Genomic DNA, 19,022 nt, shown 5'->3' with positions numbered 1-19,022 from the left:
GACTTCTGTAGCGAGGGCGCATCACCCGTGGACGGCACGTGAGTCATCAGGCGCCTGCGCCCGGTCGTTCATCCCATAGTCGCGCACCACGGCCGCCACGCGCAGCCGGTAGTCGGCAAACACATGGTCGCGCCCGGCCGCCTGGGTGCTGCGGTGCGCCTCCAGCTGGCGCCAGCGGGCCACGGCCTCCTCGTCGCGCCAGAAGGACAGGGACAGCAGCTTGCCCGGCGTGGCCAGGCTTTCGAAGCGCTCGATGGAGACAAAGCCGTCGATCTGCGCGAGCAGGGGCTTCAAGGCCGCTGCCGCATCCAGGTAGGCGCCGCGCTGGCCGGGCGCGGGCGTCACCTCGAAGATCACGGCCATCATGGCGTGGCCTCCTGCGCATGGGCCGGCAGGCCCAGCGTGCCCTGCACGCCCTGCGTGAACGTGCGCTCCTCGCGCAGGATGAAGCGCTTTTCCTGCGCGAAGGCGAAGTTGGCACGGCCCTCGGCATCGCTGCGCAGGCGCGCGCGGTAGGCCTCGTAGGCGGCCAGCGAGTCGAAGCCGATCAGGCCCCAGGCCTCGTAGTTGCTGCCCTCGTGCGGCAGGAAGTAGCCCAGCAGGTGACCGCCGCAGCGGGGGATGATCTGGCCCCAGCGCCGCGCATACTCGGCAAAGGTGTCGCGCTGGAAGGGGTCGATCTCGTAGCGGATGAAACAGGTGATCATGATGGAGGCAAATCCTGTGGTGGAAACAGGCTTCACGATAGGCGCTTGACCGCCCCGGATGCTTCGCCCACCATCGAAGCATCATGAAGAAGAAGATCGCCCTGCCGCCCCTGCCCTCCGCATGAAGACCCTGCTGCTGTTCATCGCCACCGCGCTGGCCGAGATCGTGGGCTGCTACCTGCCCTACCTGTGGCTCAAGCAGGGCAAGCCCGTGTGGCTGCTGCTGCCGGCCGCCGCCAGCCTGGCCCTGTTCGCCTGGCTGCTGACCCTGCACGACACGGCGGCCGCAGGCCGCGTGTATGCCGCCTACGGCGGCGTCTATATCGGCGTGGCGCTGGCCTGGCTCTGGGCGGTGGACCAGATCCGGCCCACGGCCTGGGACATTGCCGGTGTGGCCGTGGCGTTGGCTGGCATGGCCATCATCATGTTCCAGCCAGCGCGCTGATCCCCTATTCCGCGGTCTTCGGCTTGGCCACCTTGGCCGCGGCCTTCGGCCGCACATGGGCCGAGCGCGGGCTGCGCAGGGTCTCGGCGTCCAGGATCAGCCGGCCCTGCAGGCGGCCCTTCATGCGCTTGACGCTGCTGGCCGCATCCTGCATGTGGCGGACCATCAGGGCGCGCACCTTTTCCACGTCGCGCGCGCGCGCGGCCTGCACGATCTCGCGGTGGAAGTCGGCGTTGACCTCGCCGAAGCGCCGGTGCTCGGCCTTGGGCGTGCGGTTGCCGTAGACGATGAGCTGGCGCAGCATCTCGTTGATCAGCTCGCAGTTGAAGCGCAGGAACGGATTCGGGCAGGCCGCCGCCAGGATGTCGTGGAAGTTCACGTCCTCGCGACGCTGGCTGAGCATGTCCTCGCTGCTCGACGCCGGGTCGCAGCAGGCGATGGAATGCTCCAGCGCCTCGAAGTCGGCCTCCGTCAGGTGGGGCACGGCGCAGGCGGCCAGCTCCGGCTCCAGGAACTGGCGCACGGCATAGATGTTGTCGATGGTCACTTCCTGGAAGAACAGGTAGTTCTGCATGAACTGCAGGGTGCGGTCCAGCGGCACCTCGGCGATGGTGCCCCCGCCCGAAGGGCCGGTGGAGATGGTCACCAGGCCCTGCACCTCCAGCGATTTCAGGGCCTCGCGGATCGTGCCCTTGCTGACTTCGAACTGCGCCTGCAGCTCGCTCTCGCGCGGCAGGCGGTCGCCCGGGCTCAGGTTTTTCTCGGTGATCAGGCGCTTGACCTCCTGCGCCACCAGGTCGGAGCGCTTGAGGGCCTTGAGCGGCTTGTTGGTGGACGTTGTAGTTGCCATGGTCGGGATTGTCGTTGCTCAGCACCTGCCGGCAGTCTCCGGCAGTGCCATCGATGGTGCAGTGTATGCACCGCAAGGGGGCAGCGGGCGGAATGCAGGGTTTTTACGCACGGTGTTTATCCTATTTATCACTATAAATAGCAGAAATGAGCGCAAACGACGCTCTGTAGCGGTGGCACGCAGTGTGCTTTGCAACTGCCATACCGCCATCGGCCGACCGGCCCCAACCCCTCCCAAGGAGCTCGCCCCATGCACCGTCGTCAACTCTTGCAACTCTCCGCCCTGGGCGCACTGCCCGCATCGCTGGGCCTGGCCCAGAGCGCCTGGGCACAGTCCAGCGGTGCTATCCAGTTCGGCTGCCCGGTGCCCATGTCGGGAGCGTTCGCGGCCAACGGCAAGTTCGCCGACCTGGGCATGAAGCTGGCCATCGAGCAGTACGGCACGGCCCTCAAGCGCCCCCTGGCCTACACGGTGCTGGACACCGAGGGCAAGCCCGCAACGGCCGTGCGCAAGGTGCAGGAGTCCTCGCAGCAGCAGGGCACGCGCTTCTTCGCGGGCGGCATCCTGTCGTCCGAATCACTGGCCATGGGCAAGGAGGCCGAGAAGGCCGGCGGCATCTTCATCACCACCGCCGGCGCCGACGAGATCACGGGCAAGGACTGCAATGCCGCCACCTTCCGCTGGTCGGTGCCCACCTTCGGCGCCATCGAGCAGACGGTGCGTCCCCTGGCCGAGGCCCTGCCCAAGGCCAAGCGCTGGTACACCATCACGCCGCAGTACGTGTTCGGCGACGGCCTGCTGTCGGCGGCCAAGAACATCTTCAAGGAAAAGAACCTGGAGCACGTGGGCAACAGCTACCACTCGCTGACCGAAAAGGAGTTCAGCGGCTACCTGACCAATGCCATGGCCGCCAAGCCCGACGTGCTGCTGCTGCTCAACTTCGGCTCGCAGTCGTCCGACGCGCTGCGCCAGGCCGTGAGCTTCGGCATGCACAAGAACATGACCATCCTGGTGGCCTGGGCCTCGGGGCTGGAGCAGTTCGAGTCGCTGGGCGCCGACCTGTGCGAGGGCATCTACTTCGGTGCGCAGTACTGGCACACGGCCAACGCGCCGCTGAACCTCGACCTGGTCAAGCGCAGCAACGACAAGTTCAAGTCCAACCCCAACTACAGCCTGGCGGGCTCGTACATCTGCACCAAGCTCATGATCGACGGCATCATCAAGGCCGGCACGGTGGAGCCCAAGGCCGTGATCGCCGCCATGGAAGGCATGAAGTACCAGGGCCTCACGGGCGACGAAGAGATCCGCAAGGGCGATCACCAGGTGCTCAAGAACTACTACCTGCTCAAGGGCAAGGCCAAAGCGAAGATGGCCAACAAGGACGACTACGTGGACGTGGTCAGTTCGGGCAAGTCGTTCCTGCCCCTCGAGCAGACCGGCTGCAAGATCGCCTGAGCGCCGCGCGGCCCGACGGGCCGCGCCCCGGTCCCATTTCCTTCCACGGCCCAACCACGGGCCGTGTGTCCCCTCCTTCGTCCCTTGCCCATGAACATCTACCTGCTACAGGCCATCAACGGGATCGGCATCGGCATGCTGTACTTCCTGCTGGCGGTCGGCCTGTCCATCGTGTTCGGCCTGCTGCGCTTCGTGAACTTCGCGCACGGGGCGTTCTACCTGCTGGGCGCCTACTTCTGCTTCCAGATGACGCGCTGGGGCCTGAGCTTCTGGCTGGCCCTGGCCGTGGTGCCCCTGGTCGTAGGCGCCCTGGGCTGGCTCACTGAGAAGCTGGTGCTGCGCCACGTGTACGCCAAGCCGCACGAGTTCCACATCCTCGTCACCGTCGGCCTGGCCCTGGCCATCCAGGAGCTGGTGATCCTGCAATGGGGGCCGCTTGGTGACAGCGTGCCGGTGCCCGACCTGCTGCAGGGCGTGGTCATGTGGGGCGGCATCGTCTACCCCAAGTACCGGCTGTTCGTGATCGGCTTCACCGCCATGCTGGCCGTGGGCCTGTGGTACGTGCTCGAAGGCACGCGCCTGGGCAGCGCGGTGCGCGCGGGCAGCGAATCGACCGAGATGGTTTCGCTGCTCGGCATCAACGTGTTCCGCATCTTCAGCCTGGTGTTCGCGCTGGGTGCGGCCACGGCCGCGATTGCCGGCGTGCTGGCCGCCCCCATGCGCGGGGCCGAGCCCTTCATGGGCATCGAGGCGCTGGGCGTGGCCTTCATCGTGGTGGTGGTCGGTGGCATGGGCAGCTTTGCCGGGGCGCTGATCGGCGGTCTGCTGATCGGCATCGTGCAGAGCGTGATGAGCACCGTGTGGCCCGAAGGGGCGCGGCTCATGATCTACATCGCCATGGCCGCCGTGCTGCTGTTGCGCCCGCATGGCCTGCTGGGCCGCAAAGGATGAACACCACCATGATGACAATCTTGCGCAAGAATTTCCACCTGCTGCTGGCGCTGGCCGTGGTACTGGTGATGCCGCTGACCATGCAATCGGGCTCGCTGGCCAGCGAGGTGCTGATCTATGGCCTGGCCGCCATGGGCTGCAACCTGCTGCTGGGCCACACCGGGCTGCTGTCCTTCGGGCAGGGCATCTTCTTCGGCCTGGGCAGCTACACCATCGCCCTCACGCTCACGCGCTGGCCCCTGCCCATGCCGCTGGCCCTGGCGCTCGCCGTGGTGATGGGCGCGCTGGGCGCGGCCATCGTGGGCTGGGTGGCCATCCGCCAGCGCGGCACCTACTTCGTGATGCTGACCCTGGCCTTCGCGCAGATGTTCTACTTTCTCGCCTACTCCATGCCTGGCATCACGGGCGGCGACAACGGGCTGATGGACATCCCGCGCCCCTCGCTGGCCGTGGGCGGCTTCACGCTGTGGCCGCTGGCCTCGCCCTGGCAGTACTACGGCTTCGTGGCCACGGTGTTCCTGGTGGCCTTCTGGCTGCTGCAGAAGGTGTCGGCCTCGGTCTTCGGGCGCACGCTGCTGGCGGTGCGCGACAACGAAGAGCGCGCGGGCGCCATCGGCTACAACCTCCAGCTGCTCAAGCTGCAGGCCTTCGTGATCTCGGGCGCGGTGACCGGCCTGGCCGGTGCGCTGCACGCCATGATGACGGGCATCGCCCCGCTCGCGAGCGCCGAGTACCACACCAGCGAAATGATCCTCGTCATGACCGTCATCGGCGGCACGGGCAACCTGCTGGCCTCGCTGCTCGGCTCGGCCTTCTACCTGCTGGTGGGCGACTGGCTGTCCACCCTGTGGCCGCGCTGGCTGCTGATCCTGGGCGTGGTGCTCATGGTGGTCAGCTTGGGGCTGCAGCGCGGCCTGTGGGGACTGGGCGAGTCGGCCTGGAACCTGCTGCGCGGCAAGGGCCGCAGCGGCAAGGCCGATGCATCCGCCACGCAAGGAGGCCACGCATGAGCACCGCCACCCCCTCCCCCATCCTGCTCGAAGCCGTGGGCGTGGAAAAGCGCTACGACAAGTTCGCCGCGCTGGCGGGCGTGGACCTCAAGGTGCGCGCCAACACGGTCCATTCGGTCATCGGCCCCAACGGCGCGGGCAAGACCACGCTGTTCCACATGCTCACGGGCACCAAGGCCGTGAATGGCGGGCGCATCGTGTTCGACGGACACGACGTGACGCACGAGCCCGACCACCAACGGGTGCAGCGCGGCATGGCGCGCTCCTTCCAGGTGACGAGCCTGTTCCTCACCCTGCCCGTGCGCGAGAACCTGCGCCTGGCCGCCCAGGGCACGGCGCCGCGCCATGCGCTCAACTGCTGGCATGCGCCGCAGGGCGCGCGCTCGCAGGCCGAGGTGGTGGCCAGCGTGCTGGCGCGCCTGGGGCTGGAACGCCATGCCGACACCCCGGTGGGCAACCTCTCGCACGGCCAGCAGCGCCGGCTGGAGGTGGGCATGGCGCTGGCCGCGCGGCCCAAGGCGATCTTTCTGGACGAGCCCACCTCGGGCATGGGCATCGACGACCTCGACGACATGAAGCGGCTGATCCAGGGACTCAAGGACGAGCACACCGTGGTACTCATCGAGCACAACATGAACATCGTGATGGACATCTCCGACACCGTGACGGTGATGCAGCAGGGCCGCGTGCTGGCCGAAGGGCACCCCCATGCCATCCGCAGCGACGACCGGGTGCGCAGCGCCTACCTGGGCAACATGATCACGGGGGGCAAGGCGGCATGACGATCCTCGACATCCAGGGGCTGCATGCCCACTACGGCAAGAGCCATGTGCTGCAGGGCGTGGACCTGCGCGTGGGCGACGGCGAGCTGGTCACCCTGCTCGGGCGCAACGGCGCGGGCAAGACCACCACGCTCAAGAGCATCTGCGGCGTGGTGCCGCCCACCCAGGGCCGTGTGCGCTTTGCGGGCGACGAGGTGCAAGGCCTGGCCACGCATGCCATCGCCCAGCGTGGCGTGTGCCTGGTGCCCGAGCATCGCGGCATCTTCAAGCTGCTCACGGTGGAGGAGAACCTGCTGCTGGGCCAGCGCAAGCGCTCTCCCTGGCAGCTGCCGGACATCTACCGCATCTTTCCGCGCCTCAAGGAGCGGCGCGGCAACGGCGGCGGCCAGCTGTCGGGCGGCGAGCAGCAGATGCTGGCCATCGGCCGCGCGCTGATGAATGCGCCGCGCCTGTTGATGCTGGACGAGCCCGTGGAGGGCCTGGCGCCGGTGATCGTGGAAGAAATCGTGGCGCAGCTCAAGACCATCAAGGCCGCGGGCGTGGCCATCCTGCTGGTGGAGCAGAACCTGGAGGTCTGCACCCAGCTGGCCGACCGGCACTACGTGATCGAACAGGGCGCCATCGTGCACGAGGCGGACAACGCCGCCTTCCTCGCCGACGACGCCATCAAGGACCGCTATCTGGGCGTGGGCCTGGCATAGATTTTTCAGGAATCCGACTGTGGACATGACGACGACCCCCTCCCCTGCCCTGCAAGCGCGCGTGAACGGCGCGCGCCTGTGGCAATCGCTGATGGACCTGGCCCGGATCGGCGCCACGCCCAAGGGCGGCGTGTGCCGCCTGGCCCTCACCGCGCTCGACGGCGAAGGCCGCGACCTGTTCGTGCGCTGGGCGCGCGAGGCCGGCTGCAGCGTGCGCACCGACGCCATCGGCAACATCTTCGCGCGCCGCGCCGGGCGCAACGATGCCCTGCCCCCGGTGATGACCGGCAGCCACATCGACACCCAGCCCACGGGCGGCAAGTTCGACGGCAACTATGGCGTGCTGGCCGGCATCGAGGTGGTGCGCACGCTGAACGACCTGGGCATCGTGACCGAAGCCCCGATCGAGGTGGCGGTGTGGACCAATGAGGAAGGCTCGCGCTTCGTGCCGGTGATGATGGGCTCGGGCGTGTTCGCCGGCGCCTTCACGCTGGAGCATGCGCTGGCCCAGCGCGATGCGCAGGGCACCAGCGTGGCCGAGGCACTGGCCGCCATCGGCTATGCGGGCACCGCAGGCCCCACGCCGCCCGTGGGCGCGTATTTCGAGGCGCACATCGAGCAGGGCCCGGTGCTGGAGGCCAACGGCTGCGTGATCGGCGTGGTGCAGGGTGCCCTGGGCCAGCGCTGGTACGACGTGAGCGTGCAAGGCATGGAGGCCCATGCCGGCCCCACGCCCATGGAATTGCGCCGCGATGCGCTGCTGGCCGCCAGCGGCCTGGTGGCCGAGGTCAACCGCATCGCCCTGGCCCATGCGCCGCACGCCCGCGGCACCGTGGGCGTGCTGGACGTGTTCCCGAGTTCGCGCAACGTGATCCCCGGCAGCGTGCGCATGACGGTGGACCTGCGCGCCGCCGACGATGCCGTGCTGCTGCAGATGGATACCGCGTTGCGCGCCGCCTGCGAGCGCATCGGCACGGCCGGCCGCACGCCCATCGCGGTGGAGCAGGTGGTGTACTTCCCGCCACAGCCGTTTGCGCCCGCGCTGGTCGAAGGCGTGCGCGCCGATGCCCAGGCCCTGGGCTATACCGCGATGGACGTGGTCAGCGGTGCCGGGCACGATGCCGTGTACCTGGCGCGCCTGGCGCCCACCGCCATGGTCTTCGTGCCGTGCGCCGACGGCATCAGCCACAACGAGATCGAGGACGCCGAGCCCGAGCACCTGGAGGCCGGCTGCAACGTATTGCTGCAGGCCATGCTGCGCAGCGCCCAGGTGGTCGCCGCATGAAGATCCTCATCGCCCGCCTGAACCACGAGACCAACACCTTCTCGCCCGTGCCTACGCCGCTTGCGGCGTTCGCGCCTACCTACGGCGAGGACGCCTTGCGCGACAACCTGGGCATGCGCACGGCCATGGCGGCCTTCATCGACCTGGCCCAGGGCCTGGGCGCCATGCTGGTCACGCCGGTGTCGGCCACCTCCAACCCCAGCGGCCCGGTGCATGCCGCCGCCTACGACGAGCTGACCCGCCGCATCGTGGAGGCCGCCCCCGGCTGCGACGCCATCCTGCTCGACCTGCACGGCGCCATGGTGGCCGAGAACAGCCCCGATGGCGAGGGCGACCTGCTCGCGCGCGTGCGCGCCGCTGCGCCCGGCGTGCCTATCGGCGTGGCGCTGGACCTGCACGGCAACATCACACCGAAGATGGTCGCCAACGCCGACGTCATGGTGGGCTTCAAGACCTACCCGCACATCGACATGTACGAGACGGGCGAGCATGCCGGGCGCCTGCTGCTGGCCATGCTGCAGGGCCAGGCGCGCTACGGCGTGCGCTGGCACCAGTTGCCCATGATGGGCCACACCCTGCGCAGCACCACGCTGGAGGGCGCCATGTTGCGTGCGGTGGACGCCGCCCGCGCTGCCGAGGCCGATGGCGTGCCCGCCGTCTCGGTGTTCGCGGGGTTCTCGCTGGCCGACATCGAGGCGCCGTTCATGAGCGTGGTGGTCACCGGCCTTGCCGATGCGCCCGAAGCAGCCCAGGCCGTGGCCGACCGCATCGCGGCCACCATCTGGCAGGAGCGCGCCGAGTTCGTCTACGACAGCGAGCCCCTGGCGCAGTCGCTGCAGCGCGCGCAGACCCTGGCGCAAGGCGCCGAGCGCCCGGTGCTGCTGCTGGACCACAGCGACAACTGCATGTCCGGCGGCACCTGCGATTCCATGGACGTGCTGCAGGCCGCCGTCACCGAGGGCCTGTCGGACATCGCCGTGGGCCCGCTGTGCGACCCCGAGGCTGTGGCCGAGCTCGTGGCGGCCGGCGTGGGCGCGCAGTGCACCGTGCGCCTGGGCAACAAGGTGCCGCTCACCCAGCTCAACGTGTCCAAGGAGCCCGTGGCGCTGACCGGCACGGTGCGCGCCATCAGCGACGGCGAGTACACCGTGACCGGGCCCATCTACACCGGGCAGCGCTGCGCGATGGGGCGCACCGTGCTGTTCGACACCGGCAGCGCACAAATCGTGGTGACCGAGAAGACCCACGAGCCCTGGGACCTGGGCGTGTTCTCGTGCGTGGGCGTGGACCCCACGGCGCACCGCTTCGTGCTGCTCAAGTCGCGCATGTACTGCCGCCCGGTGTTCGTGCCGCTGTCGCACGCGCTGGTCGAATGCGACAGCCCCACGGGCGTGACCAGCTCCAACTACGCACTGTTCCCATTCAAGAACGTGCGCCGGCCGGTGTTCCCGCTGGACTGAGTGCCGCGGCTCCAAGCCTGCCTGCGCAGGCTTGGACGGCACGAAGAGTGATCGACTCTGGCGGGCACACCAAGGCGCGAAACGCCTCCGTGGGTTAATTCACCTTTATCAGGCGCCAGTCGATACGGTTGTCGGGGCGCTGGACGAGTTCGACGTTCTTCTTCATCGCCCAGGCCAGCATCTGGTTGTGCAGGGGGATATTGGCCACCGTGTCGTTCTGCAGCTGCAGGCCTTCGGTCAGCAGGCGGTTGCGCACGGGCTGGTCGATCTCGGTCTTCACGCGGTCCACGACGTAGTCCATGCGCTCGTTGCTGTAGCGGCCCAGGTTGTAGTTGCCGTCGCCGCCCGTGGTCTTGGTGCGCGTGAGCGACTGCAGGGTGTACAGCGCATCGAAGGTCGGCACGCCCCAGCTGAGCAGCGCGATGCTGGCCTCGTGCCGTTGGGCCATGGGGTAGTAGGTCACCGACGGCAGGGTGCGCAGCTTGGCCTTGACGCCCACGCGCGCCCACATCGAGGTGATGGCCTGGCACAGGTTCTCGTCCTGGATGATGGAGTTGTTGCTGCAGGCAAAGTCGACCTCGAAACCGTCCTTGTAACCCGCCTCGGCCAGCAACGCCCGGGCGGCATTGACGTCGTAGGGCAGGCGCTTGTCCACCGCCTCGGTCCAGCCGTTGACCAGGGGCGAGACCATGGCGCCCGTGGGCTTGGACATGCCGCGCATGGTCACGCGCTGCAGAGTAGCCACGTCGATGGCCTGGTACAGGGCCTTGCGCACGCGCAGGTCCTTGAGCGGGTTCTTGCCCTTCACGCTGCTGCCCTGCAGCTCGTCGCGGAACTGGTCCAGGGCCAGGTAGACGGTGCGGTTCTCGACCATCTCCATGACCTTGATGTTGGGGTTGGCCTTGAGCCGCTCCAGGTCCTGCAGATTGGCTTCGCGCACCATGTCGACCTCGCCCGAGAGCAGGGCCGCGATGCGCGTGGCCTCGGACTTGATGGGCGTGTAGACGATCTCGGTCACGTTGCCCTCGGTCTTGCCGGCGTTCCACCACTGCGGGTTGGCGGCGAACACCAGCTTCTGGTCGGGCACCCACTCCTTGAGCACGAAGGGCCCGGTGCCCATGGCATTGCGGTGCGAGAAGGTCTCGTCCTTGGACTTGATGTCCTTGGGCTCGACGGCGTTGTTCTTCTCGGACCAGGCCTTGCTCATCACGCGCAACTCGGTCAACTGGTTGAGCAGCACCGGGTTGGGGTTTTTCAGGAAGATGTCGATGGTCTCGCCATCCACCTTGGCGATGCGGTCCATGCCCTGGGTGTAGATGGCGTAGGTGGAGCTCTTGCTCATGGCGCGCTGCAGCGAGAACACCACGTCGTCCGCGGTCATGGCCGAGCCGTCGCTGAACTTCACGCCCTGGCGCAGCTTCACGCGCAGCTGCGTGGGGCTGACCTGCTGCCACGAGGTGGCCAGCAGCGGCTCGACCTTGAGCGTGCGGCTGTTGAACATCACCAGCGACTCGTACACCGCCGCATGGATGCCGTTGCCCAGGGCGCTGTTCTGCGAGTGGATGTCCATGGTCTGGATGTCGGTGGACCCGGCCCACTTGAACGGTTTTGCCGACACGGTGGGGGCGATGGCTGCCAGGGCCAGGGTGGCGGCCGCGAGCAGGGAGTGCTTGAAGTGCATGGGGGGTTCCTTTGCAAGACAGGAGTGTTCGGAGGAATCGGCAATATGCAGCAGGACGGGCGCGCGCAAAAGCCCCCGTCCAGGCAGTGTGGTTCCGCCGCGCAATTGCGCGTCATGGCGGATTGCGCAAATGCCCCAACTGCGGTATCTACCAGTACCTACTTGGCAAGGGGGTACCGCGCCGCGCGCCGCTCGGTTCCCACCTGCAGCAGGTTGATGACGCCCATCACGTCGTCCACCAGCTCCACGGCCTTTTCCAGCGCCCGCGCCTGCTCGGCCGACTGCACGCAGCCCATCAGCGTGACCAGGCGCCGCTCGCCCAGCACCCACACGCTGGTATCGCCGAAGCGCCCCTCCTCGCGGACGTAGCGCTGCACGCGCGGGATGATCTCGGCGTCGTACAGGTAGGAGTTGGGCAACCGGCAGCGCCCCACGCGGTGGCAGCTGCCGCCATGCTGCGAACGCACATGGGCCAGCTCGCGCACCTCGGCTTCGGTGTACAGAGGGCCCTCGGGCACGGGGCAGCCGGGGATGGCGGCGGTGACCTGGAGGAAAGGGTCGTTGAAGGCGTTGGTGCGGGCCTCCTGCGCATGGGCGGGCACGGTGGACGCCAGGAGGCCTGCGAGCGCCAGGGCGCAGGCCTTCATCGGGGTCGGCAAAAGGGGCATGGGCACCTCGTCGGATTTCTATAACCATCTTAGTGAGGACTTGTCGCCCCACCAAGCGCGTCGCCACCCACCAGGCAGCGTGTAGGACATGGCTGCGATTTGCGGCGTGCACTGCCAACCGGCCGCACCCAGCGCTTAGGATGGACAGCCCACCCACCGCGCCCATGCCCAGCGACCTCATCGTCCACCGCCCCGAAGGCCTGTACTGCCCGGCCGGCAATTTCTACATCGACCCCTGGCGGCCTGTGGAGCGGGCCGTGATCACGCACGCGCACTCGGACCATGCGCGCATGGGCTCGGCGCACTACCTGGCGCACACCGACAGCGAGGGCACCTTGCGCAACCGGCTGGGCGCGGACATCGACCTGCAGACGCTGGCCTATGGCGACACCATCGACCACCACGGCGTGCGCCTGTCGCTGCACCCGGCCGGGCATGTGCTGGGATCGGCCCAGGTGCGGGTGGAGCATGGTGGCCAGGTGTGGGTGGCCTCGGGCGACTACAAGCTCGAGGACGACGGCACCTGCCCGCCCTTCGAGCCGGTGCGCTGCCATACCTTCATCACCGAATCGACCTTCGGCCTGCCCATCTACCGCTGGCCCTCGCAGCCCGCGCTGTTCGCCGACATCAATGCCTGGTGGGCCGCGAATGCGGCGGCGGGCAAGGCCAGCGTGCTGTATGCCTACGCCTTCGGCAAGGCGCAGCGCCTGCTGCATGGGGTGGATGCGGGCATCGGCCCCATCGTCGTGCATGGCGCAGTGGACCCGCTCAATGCCGTGTACCGCGCGGCGGGTGTGGCGCTGCCGCCCACCCTGCGCGTGACGGACCCGGGCGTCACCAAGGCCGAGCTGCGCCGCGCGCTGGTGCTGGCACCGCCCTCGGCGGCGGGCACGCCCTGGCTCAAGCGCTTTGGCGAGCATTCCGATGCCTTTGCCAGCGGCTGGATGCTGGTGCGCGGTGCGCGCCGGCGCCGTGGCGTGGACAGGGGCTTCGTGATGAGCGACCACGCGGACTGGCCCAGCCTGCAGAAGGCCATTGGTGCCACGGGTGCCGAGCGCATCATCGTGACCCATGGCAGCACCGACGTGATGGTGCGCTGGCTGTGCGAGCAGGGCCTGGACGCCCAGGTGTTCGTGACCGAGTACGGCGCCGACGACAACGAGGACGATGCCGGGGCAGCGCCGCCAGCGCAGCCTGATGCACCGGCGCCCGAGGCTGCGGCATGAAGGCCTTTGCCACGCTGTTCCAGGCGCTCGATGCCACCACCGGGCAGTCGGCCAAGCTGGCGGCACTGGTGGCCTACCTGCGCGTGGCGCCTCCGGCCGATGCGGCCTGGGCCACCTACTTTTTGGCCGGAGGCAAACCGCGCCAGATGGTGCCCACCAAGCGCCTGAAAGCCCTGGCGCAGGAGGCGGCCGGACTGCCCGAATGGCTGTTCGAAGAAAGCTACCAGGCCGTGGGCGACCTGGCCGAAACGCTGGCCCTGCTGTTGCCGCCCCCGGTGCAGCCTGTGGACCTGCCACTGGCCGAGTGGATGGCCCAGCTGCTGCCCCTGCGCGCCCTGCAACCCGAAGAGGCCGATGCCCGCCTGCGCATGCAGTGGGACCTGCTGGCGCCGGAGCAGCGTTTCGTGTACTTCAAGCTCATCACCGGCAACTTCCGCGTGGGTGTGTCGCGCCTGCAGGTCACCCAAGCGCTGGCCACGGTGAGCGCGCTGGACCCCAAGCGCATCGCGCACCGGCTCATGGGCTACACGCAGATCGGCCGGCAGCCCCAGGCGGACGACTACGCCGCCCTGGTCGCACCGGTGGACGATGCTGCCAATGGCAGCGAGCCCGGAACCGGCGATGCCGGCATGGCGGGCCAGCCCTACCCCTTCTTCCTGGCGCACCCGTTCAGCCAGCCCGTGGCCGAAATGCCTGCGCTGCTGGGCACGCCGGGCGACTGGCTGGTGGAGTGGAAGTGGGACGGCATCCGCGCGCAGATCGTGCGGCGTGCGGGCGCGGTGTGGGTCTGGTCGCGCGGCGAGGAGCTGGTGACCGACCGCTTTCCCGAGTTGGCCGAGGCCGCGATGGCGGCCCTGCCCGATGGCACGGTCGTGGACGGCGAGATCCTGGTGTGGCTGCCCGACGAGCCCCAGCCCCGCCCCTTTGCCGACCTGCAAAAGCGCCTGGGCCGCAAGACCCTGGGCCCCAAGTTGCTGCGCGAACTGCCCGTGGTGCTGGTGGCCTACGACCTGCTCGAACATGCGGGGCAGGACCTGCGCCAGCAGCCCCAAGAGGCACGCCGCGCTCTGCTGGAGGCCACGCTGCAGCCCGACCCGGCGGCGATCGCTCCCGCCGCGCAACCGGGCCTGCGCCTGAGCACGCTGCTGCAGGGCGCCGACTGGCCGGACCTGGCGCGCCAGCGCGAAGCTGCGCGCGGCATGGGCACCGAGGGCTTCATGCTCAAGCACCGCCAGGCGCACTACGGCGTGGGCCGCACCAAGGACGTGGGCGTGTGGTGGAAGTGGAAGATCGACCCCATGAGCGTGGACGCGGTGCTGATCTACGCCCAGCGCGGCCATGGCCGCCGCGCCAGCCTGTACAGCGACTACACCTTTGCGGTATGGAACGGGCCGCAGGGCGACCCCGAGCGCCAGCTGGTGCCGTTCGCCAAGGCCTACTCGGGCCTGACGGACGTGGAGATCGGGCAGGTGGACGCCATCATCCGCAAGACCACGCGCGAGAGCTTCGGGCCCGTGCGCAGCGTGGATGCGACCATGGTCTTCGAACTCGGCTTCGAGGGCATCGGCAGGAGCCCGCGCCACAAGAGCGGCATCGCCGTGCGCTTTCCGCGCATGCTGCGCTGGCGCCAGGACAAGACCGTGGCCGAGGCCGATACCCTGCAGACCCTGGTGGCCCTGTTGCCGGGGCAGGACGCCGCCGCATGAGCACGGCGCGCCGCCCGCGCAAGCCGCTGCCCACGGTGGCCGCGAGCGCGGCTGCTGGCTGGATGGCCACGCGCGGCTGGCAGCCCTTCGGCTTCCAGCAGGAGGTGTGGCGCGCCCTGGGCGAGGGGCGCTCGGGCCTGTTGCATGCCACCACCGGCGCGGGCAAGACCTATGCCGTGTGGCTGGGCGCGCTGCAGCACCTGGCGCTGGCAGGCGAGCCCGTGGCACCGACTGCACAGGCCAGTGCGCGCACGGCCGTGCGCACACGCCGCGCGGCAGCGCCGCCGCTCACGGTGTTGTGGATCACCCCCATGCGCGCCCTGGCGGCCGATACGCTGCGTGCGCTGGTCGCGCCCCTGCCCGATCTGGCGCCGGACTGGACCAGCGGCCTGCGCACCGGCGACACCGCCAGCGGCGAGCGCGCCGCACAGGACCGGCGCCTGCCCACGCTGCTGGTGACCACGCCCGAAAGCGTGTCGCTGCTGCTGGCACGCGCCGATGCGCACGAGCGCCTGCGCCACGTGCGCCTGGTGGTGGTGGACGAATGGCACGAGCTGGTGGGCAATAAGCGCGGCGTGCAGGCGCAGCTGGCGCTGGCGCGCCTGTCGGGCTGGAACCCGGCCCTGCAGGTGTGGGGCATGTCGGCCACGCTGGGCAACCTGCAGGAGGCGCTGGATACGCTGTTGTCCCGCCCGGTGACGGGCGCACCCACAGCACCGCCCGCCGTGCTGGTGCAGGGCCGCATCGACAAGGCGCTGCAGGTGGACGTGATGCTGCCGCCCAAGGTGGACCGCTTTGCCTGGGCCGGCCACATGGGCCTGGCGCTGCTGCCGCAGGTGGTGCAATCCATCGAGGCCTGTGCGTCCACCCTGGTCTTCACCAACACGCGCTCGCAGGCCGAGCGCTGGTACCAGGCGCTGCTGGAGGCCCGGCCCGACTGGGCCGGCACGCTGGCGCTGCACCACGGCTCGCTGGGCCAGGAGGTGCGCGCCTGGGTGGAGGCCGGGCTCAAGGCCGGCCAGCTCAAGGCCGTGGTCTGCACCTCGAGCCTGGACCTGGGCGTGGACTTTCTGCCCGTGGAGCAGGTGCTGCAGATCGGCTCGGCCAAGGGCGTGGGGCGGCTGGTGCAGCGCGCGGGCCGCTCAGGCCACGCGCCCGGGCGCACGTCCAGCATCACCCTGGTGCCCACGCACAGCCTGGAGCTGGTGGAGGCGGCCGCCGCGCGCCATGCGCTGGCGCTGGGCCGCATCGAAGAGCGGCACACGCCGCACGCGCCGCTGGACGTGCTGGTGCAGCACCTGGTAACCATCGCACTGGGCGGCGGCTTCGTGCCCGCGGAGCTGCTGGCCGAGGTGCGCCGCGCGCCGGCCTATGCCGCGTTGGCCGACAACGACTGGCAGTGGGCCCTGCAGTTCGTGCGCCAGGGCGGGGCCTCGCTGGCCAGCTACCCCGATTTCCAGCGCGCCGTGCCCGACGAGGAAGGGGTGTGGCGCGTGCCCGATGCACGGCTGGCGCGCCGCCACCGCAGCAACATCGGCACCATCGTGAGCGATGCCAGCATGCAGGTGCAGTTCGTGAGCGGCGGGCGCCTGGGTTCGGTGGAAGAGAGCTTCATCGCGCGCCTGCGCAAGGGCGATGTGTTCATGTTCGCGGGCCGCCTGCTGGAGCTGGTGCGCACCCAGCAGATGACGGCCTACGTGCGCATTGCCCCCAAGGGCAGCGCCGCGTTGCCGCGCTGGAACGGCGGGCGCATGCCGCTGTCGAACACCCTGGCAGACGCCATGCTGGAGATGCTGGAGCAGGCCGAGCGCGGCGTGTACGCATCGCCCGAGATGCAGTCCGCCCAGCCCCTGCTGGCGCTGCAGCACGCCTGGTCGGCCCTGCCCACCCCCAGCCGCCTGGTGGCCGAGACCCTGCACACGCGCGAGGGCTGGCACCTGTACCTGTACCCGCTGGCGGGCCGCCTGGTGCACCTGGGCCTGGCCGGGCTGCTGGCCTGGCGCGCGTCGCAGCAGGTGGCCAACACCTTCTCCATCGCGGTCAACGACTACGGGCTGGAGCTGCTCTCGGCCAAGCCCATCGCCTGGGCCACGCTGCTGCCGCGCATCCTGGGCGAGGGCACGCCCACCACCCTCGGCAGCGGGCTCGAAGAGGAGGTGCTGGCCAGCCTCAACGCCACCGAGATGGCGCGCCGGCGCTTTCGCGAGATCGCGCGCATCGCCGGCCTCATCTTCCAGAGCCACCCAGGCGAGCAGCGCAGCAGCCGCCAGCTGCAGGCCTCGTCCTCGCTGTACTACGACGTGTTCGCCCAGTACGACCCCGACAACCTGCTGCTGGCCCAGGCCCGCGCCGAGCTGCTGGCCAACGAGCTGGACATGGAGCGCCTGGCACGCACCTTGCGCGGCATGCAGGCACAGACCCTGTCCATCCATGCGCTCACGCGCCCCACTCCCTTTGCCCTGCCCTTGATGGTGGAGCGCTTTCGCGAGCGCCTGAGCACCGAGACCCTGGCCGACCGGCTGGCGCGCATGGTGCAGGCGCTGGAGCAGGCGGCCGACGACACCACGGGCACCCACGAAGCCGATAATCCGGTGGACCCGGCCGACATGGCCTGGGACATGCCCGACGGGGCCACCGCATCGCCCCGGCGCGCGCGCCGCGGCGACGCCCAGGAAACACCCCGCCGGCCCCGCAGACGCCACGGATTCTGAGCCCAGCCACCCCGCCCTTGCTGAACGACGCCGCCCCGACCTCCACGCCCCCAGGCGCCCATGCCATCACCCTGCCTGGCGGCACGGTGCTGTGGCTGCTGCCCCAGCGCGCGGTGGTCTGGCCCGCCGCGCGCATGGCTTTCGTGGCCGACGTGCACTTCGGCAAGGCCGCCACCTTCCGCCGCGCCGGCCAGCCCGTGCCGCACGGCACCACGGCCGACAACCTGGCCCGGCTCGACGCGGTGCTGGCCGTGACGGGCGCACAGCACCTGGTCTTCCTGGGCGACTTTTTGCACGCGCGCAGCGGCGCCGATGGCTCCCTATGGGCCCAGCTGCTGCCTTGGCGTGAGCGCCACGCCGGCATCCGCATGACCCTGGTGCGCGGCAACCACGACATGCATGCGGGCGATCCGCCGGCGGCACTCAACATCGCCCTGGCCGACGAACCCTGGCCGCCGGAGGAAGGGGCGGAGGTGCTGGCCTGCCACCACCCGCTGGGGGTGGAAGGGAGCACCGTGCTCGCAGGCCATCTGCACCCCACAGTGACCCTCTACGGCCTGGCGCGCGACGCCGCGCGCCTGCCCTGCTTCGCCTCCACGCCAGGGTTGCTGGTGTTGCCGGCGTTTGGTGCGTTCACGGGGACATCGAGCCAGTCGATTGCGCCACAGGCACGGCGGTTTGCGGTGGTGGGGGATCGGGTGGTGGAGGTTCGATCTTCCAGTTGAGCATCAGCGTGCGTAGATCAGACCGCTACCATGGATGCCCCGACCCACTGGCCGCATCATGGGGTCGATGAAAGGCGCTGGATGACCGAGCTGGATGAAATGGAAAGCCGAGCCCATGAGGCCTGGGACGCAAATGACCTGCCGCGAGCCTTTCAACTCTTTCTGGCTTGTGCACACCAGGGGGCCAGGGGCGCCATGCTGGATGTGGGATATTTCTACGACGAAGGCCTGGGCACTCGTTCCAGTAAGTATCTGGCACGGATCTGGTATCGCAAGGCCCGCCACGCAGGGGATTTCGTAGGCGCCAACAATCTGGCCATCCTGTTCCAGGAACGGCATTTCCACCGCGGCGCGTTCCATTGGTTCCGCAAGGCTGCGCTCGATGGCGACGGCGATGCCTGGGTCAAGTTGGCGAAGTGCCACCTGCAGGGCCAAGGAACGCCGATCTGCGAGGCCCGCGCCCGGGATTGCCTGAGGCGAGCGATCCGCTCCCGTTTCATCACCCCAGCGGGGCGCGAAGAGGCGCAATCCCTGCTGCGCGCACAGGGCGTCCTGCAGAGTTTGAGCTACCGGCGACCCTGAGGTCAGGCAGGCGGTCACGGCCGCGGCATGCACTGGATTCCCTTGCCCGTTGGCCCTTGCGGCAATGAGGCTTTTCG

At 69.2% G+C, this 19,022-nt stretch carries 18 protein-coding genes; 13 read left to right on the top strand and 5 right to left on the bottom strand.

Annotation, left to right across the window (positions count from 1 at the left end; genetic code table 11):
* Positions 1 to 21 precede the first annotated feature (21 nt).
* Entirely contained in the window at positions 22 to 366 is a 345-nt protein-coding gene (locus AC07PF_RS07125; protein WP_494611333.1) for an antibiotic biosynthesis monooxygenase family protein, read from the bottom strand.
* Positions 363 to 707, bottom strand: a complete 345-nt coding sequence (locus AC07PF_RS07120; RefSeq protein WP_494611332.1) for an NIPSNAP family protein — start codon at positions 705 to 707, stop codon at positions 363 to 365. Before AC07PF_RS07120 ends, AC07PF_RS07125 begins: the two co-directional genes overlap by 4 nt.
* Positions 708 to 828: 121 nt before the next feature.
* Between AC07PF_RS07120 and AC07PF_RS07115 the strand changes: the two genes are divergently transcribed.
* Positions 829 to 1,152, top strand: coding sequence for a YnfA family protein (locus AC07PF_RS07115; RefSeq protein WP_494611331.1), 324 nt, complete (start codon positions 829 to 831; stop codon positions 1,150 to 1,152).
* Positions 1,153 to 1,156: 4 nt separating this feature from the next.
* Here the strand turns inward: AC07PF_RS07115 and AC07PF_RS07110 are convergent, their stop codons facing one another.
* The gene (locus AC07PF_RS07110) at positions 1,157 to 2,002 is read right to left on the bottom strand and encodes a FadR/GntR family transcriptional regulator (RefSeq protein ID WP_494611329.1); all 846 of its coding nucleotides are present in this window, start codon (positions 2,000 to 2,002) and stop codon (positions 1,157 to 1,159) included.
* Between the two features lie 249 nt (positions 2,003 to 2,251).
* On the opposite strand from AC07PF_RS07110, the gene AC07PF_RS07105 reads away from it, so the two are divergent.
* The 7 genes from AC07PF_RS07105 to AC07PF_RS07075 all read left to right on the top strand — a co-directional run bounded on the left by AC07PF_RS07105 (position 2,252) and on the right by AC07PF_RS07075 (position 9,646).
* On the top strand, positions 2,252 to 3,457 hold the full coding sequence (locus AC07PF_RS07105; protein WP_494603365.1) for an ABC transporter substrate-binding protein: 1,206 nt from the start codon (positions 2,252 to 2,254) through the stop codon (positions 3,455 to 3,457).
* A gap of 90 nt (positions 3,458 to 3,547) precedes the next feature.
* The gene (locus tag AC07PF_RS07100) at positions 3,548 to 4,408 is read left to right on the top strand and encodes a branched-chain amino acid ABC transporter permease (RefSeq protein ID WP_494611328.1); all 861 of its coding nucleotides are present in this window, start codon (positions 3,548 to 3,550) and stop codon (positions 4,406 to 4,408) included.
* A gap of 11 nt (positions 4,409 to 4,419) precedes the next feature.
* Complete coding sequence (locus AC07PF_RS07095) at positions 4,420 to 5,418, top strand: branched-chain amino acid ABC transporter permease (protein ID WP_494611407.1); 999 nt, start codon at positions 4,420 to 4,422, stop codon at positions 5,416 to 5,418.
* Complete coding sequence (locus AC07PF_RS07090) at positions 5,415 to 6,200, top strand: ABC transporter ATP-binding protein (RefSeq protein ID WP_494611327.1); 786 nt, start codon at positions 5,415 to 5,417, stop codon at positions 6,198 to 6,200. Before AC07PF_RS07095 ends, AC07PF_RS07090 begins: the two co-directional genes overlap by 4 nt.
* Entirely contained in the window at positions 6,197 to 6,901 is a 705-nt protein-coding gene (locus AC07PF_RS07085) for an ABC transporter ATP-binding protein (RefSeq protein WP_007853979.1), read from the top strand. Before AC07PF_RS07090 ends, AC07PF_RS07085 begins: the two co-directional genes overlap by 4 nt.
* 25 nt (positions 6,902 to 6,926) lie before the next feature.
* Positions 6,927 to 8,186 (top strand): Zn-dependent hydrolase, encoded by a 1,260-nt coding sequence (locus tag AC07PF_RS07080; RefSeq protein ID WP_494611326.1) that lies wholly within the window; start codon positions 6,927 to 6,929, stop codon positions 8,184 to 8,186.
* Entirely contained in the window at positions 8,183 to 9,646 is a 1,464-nt protein-coding gene (locus AC07PF_RS07075) for a M81 family metallopeptidase (RefSeq protein WP_494611325.1), read from the top strand. Before AC07PF_RS07080 ends, AC07PF_RS07075 begins: the two co-directional genes overlap by 4 nt.
* Positions 9,647 to 9,740: 94 nt before the next feature.
* On the opposite strand, the gene AC07PF_RS07070 is transcribed toward AC07PF_RS07075, so the two are convergent.
* Together AC07PF_RS07070 and AC07PF_RS07065 are read right to left on the bottom strand one after the other, a co-directional pair.
* Positions 9,741 to 11,327, bottom strand: coding sequence for an ABC transporter substrate-binding protein (locus tag AC07PF_RS07070; RefSeq protein ID WP_007853976.1), 1,587 nt, complete (start codon positions 11,325 to 11,327; stop codon positions 9,741 to 9,743).
* 158 nt (positions 11,328 to 11,485) lie between these two features.
* Complete coding sequence (locus AC07PF_RS07065) at positions 11,486 to 11,995, bottom strand: BON domain-containing protein (protein WP_494611324.1); 510 nt, start codon at positions 11,993 to 11,995, stop codon at positions 11,486 to 11,488.
* Between the two features lie 164 nt (positions 11,996 to 12,159).
* Here AC07PF_RS07065 and AC07PF_RS07060 point away from each other — a divergent pair, with 164 nt between their 5' ends.
* From AC07PF_RS07060 to AC07PF_RS07040, 5 genes are read left to right on the top strand one after another with little or no spacing between them, the layout of a single operon-like run.
* Positions 12,160 to 13,221, top strand: coding sequence for a ligase-associated DNA damage response exonuclease (locus AC07PF_RS07060; RefSeq protein ID WP_494611323.1), 1,062 nt, complete (start codon positions 12,160 to 12,162; stop codon positions 13,219 to 13,221).
* The gene (locus AC07PF_RS07055) at positions 13,218 to 14,927 is read left to right on the top strand and encodes an ATP-dependent DNA ligase (RefSeq protein WP_494611322.1); all 1,710 of its coding nucleotides are present in this window, start codon (positions 13,218 to 13,220) and stop codon (positions 14,925 to 14,927) included. The genes AC07PF_RS07060 and AC07PF_RS07055 overlap by 4 nt, the downstream gene beginning before the upstream one ends.
* Positions 14,924 to 17,638 (top strand): ligase-associated DNA damage response DEXH box helicase, encoded by a 2,715-nt coding sequence (locus AC07PF_RS07050; RefSeq protein ID WP_494611321.1) that lies wholly within the window; start codon positions 14,924 to 14,926, stop codon positions 17,636 to 17,638. Before AC07PF_RS07055 ends, AC07PF_RS07050 begins: the two co-directional genes overlap by 4 nt.
* A 17-nt stretch (positions 17,639 to 17,655) precedes the next feature.
* A complete protein-coding gene (gene pdeM, locus AC07PF_RS07045; protein WP_494611320.1) occupies positions 17,656 to 18,363 on the top strand; it encodes a ligase-associated DNA damage response endonuclease PdeM in 708 nt (235 codons plus the stop codon).
* 30 nt (positions 18,364 to 18,393) lie between these two features.
* Positions 18,394 to 18,945, top strand: a complete 552-nt coding sequence (locus AC07PF_RS07040; RefSeq protein WP_494603382.1) for a tetratricopeptide repeat protein — start codon at positions 18,394 to 18,396, stop codon at positions 18,943 to 18,945.
* Positions 18,946 to 19,022 lie beyond the last annotated feature (77 nt).

Source organism: Acidovorax sp. GW821-FHT10A04 (genome assembly GCF_059415825.1).
The sequence above is the reverse complement of the archived record's forward strand: the minus strand, read 5'-3'. Positions and strand labels throughout refer to the sequence as shown.

Bases quoted from the DNA above. Each gene is read 5' to 3' on its own strand.
- AC07PF_RS07125 (WP_494611333.1), bottom strand. From the start codon at position 366: ATGATGGCCGTGATCTTCGAGGTGACGCCCGCGCCCGGCCAGCGCGGC.
- AC07PF_RS07120 (WP_494611332.1), bottom strand. From the start codon at position 707: ATGATCACCTGTTTCATCCGCTACGAGATCGACCCCTTCCAGCGCGAC.
- AC07PF_RS07115 (WP_494611331.1), top strand. From the start codon at position 829: ATGAAGACCCTGCTGCTGTTCATCGCCACCGCGCTGGCCGAGATCGTG.
- AC07PF_RS07110 (WP_494611329.1), bottom strand. From the start codon at position 2,002: ATGGCAACTACAACGTCCACCAACAAGCCGCTCAAGGCCCTCAAGCGC.
- AC07PF_RS07105 (WP_494603365.1), top strand. From the start codon at position 2,252: ATGCACCGTCGTCAACTCTTGCAACTCTCCGCCCTGGGCGCACTGCCC.
- AC07PF_RS07100 (WP_494611328.1), top strand. From the start codon at position 3,548: ATGAACATCTACCTGCTACAGGCCATCAACGGGATCGGCATCGGCATG.
- AC07PF_RS07095 (WP_494611407.1), top strand. From the start codon at position 4,420: ATGACAATCTTGCGCAAGAATTTCCACCTGCTGCTGGCGCTGGCCGTG.
- AC07PF_RS07090 (WP_494611327.1), top strand. From the start codon at position 5,415: ATGAGCACCGCCACCCCCTCCCCCATCCTGCTCGAAGCCGTGGGCGTG.
- AC07PF_RS07085 (WP_007853979.1), top strand. From the start codon at position 6,197: ATGACGATCCTCGACATCCAGGGGCTGCATGCCCACTACGGCAAGAGC.
- AC07PF_RS07080 (WP_494611326.1), top strand. From the start codon at position 6,927: ATGACGACGACCCCCTCCCCTGCCCTGCAAGCGCGCGTGAACGGCGCG.
- AC07PF_RS07075 (WP_494611325.1), top strand. From the start codon at position 8,183: ATGAAGATCCTCATCGCCCGCCTGAACCACGAGACCAACACCTTCTCG.
- AC07PF_RS07070 (WP_007853976.1), bottom strand. From the start codon at position 11,327: ATGCACTTCAAGCACTCCCTGCTCGCGGCCGCCACCCTGGCCCTGGCA.
- AC07PF_RS07065 (WP_494611324.1), bottom strand. From the start codon at position 11,995: ATGCCCCTTTTGCCGACCCCGATGAAGGCCTGCGCCCTGGCGCTCGCA.
- AC07PF_RS07060 (WP_494611323.1), top strand. From the start codon at position 12,160: ATGCCCAGCGACCTCATCGTCCACCGCCCCGAAGGCCTGTACTGCCCG.
- AC07PF_RS07055 (WP_494611322.1), top strand. From the start codon at position 13,218: ATGAAGGCCTTTGCCACGCTGTTCCAGGCGCTCGATGCCACCACCGGG.
- AC07PF_RS07050 (WP_494611321.1), top strand. From the start codon at position 14,924: ATGAGCACGGCGCGCCGCCCGCGCAAGCCGCTGCCCACGGTGGCCGCG.
- AC07PF_RS07040 (WP_494603382.1), top strand. From the start codon at position 18,394: ATGGATGCCCCGACCCACTGGCCGCATCATGGGGTCGATGAAAGGCGC.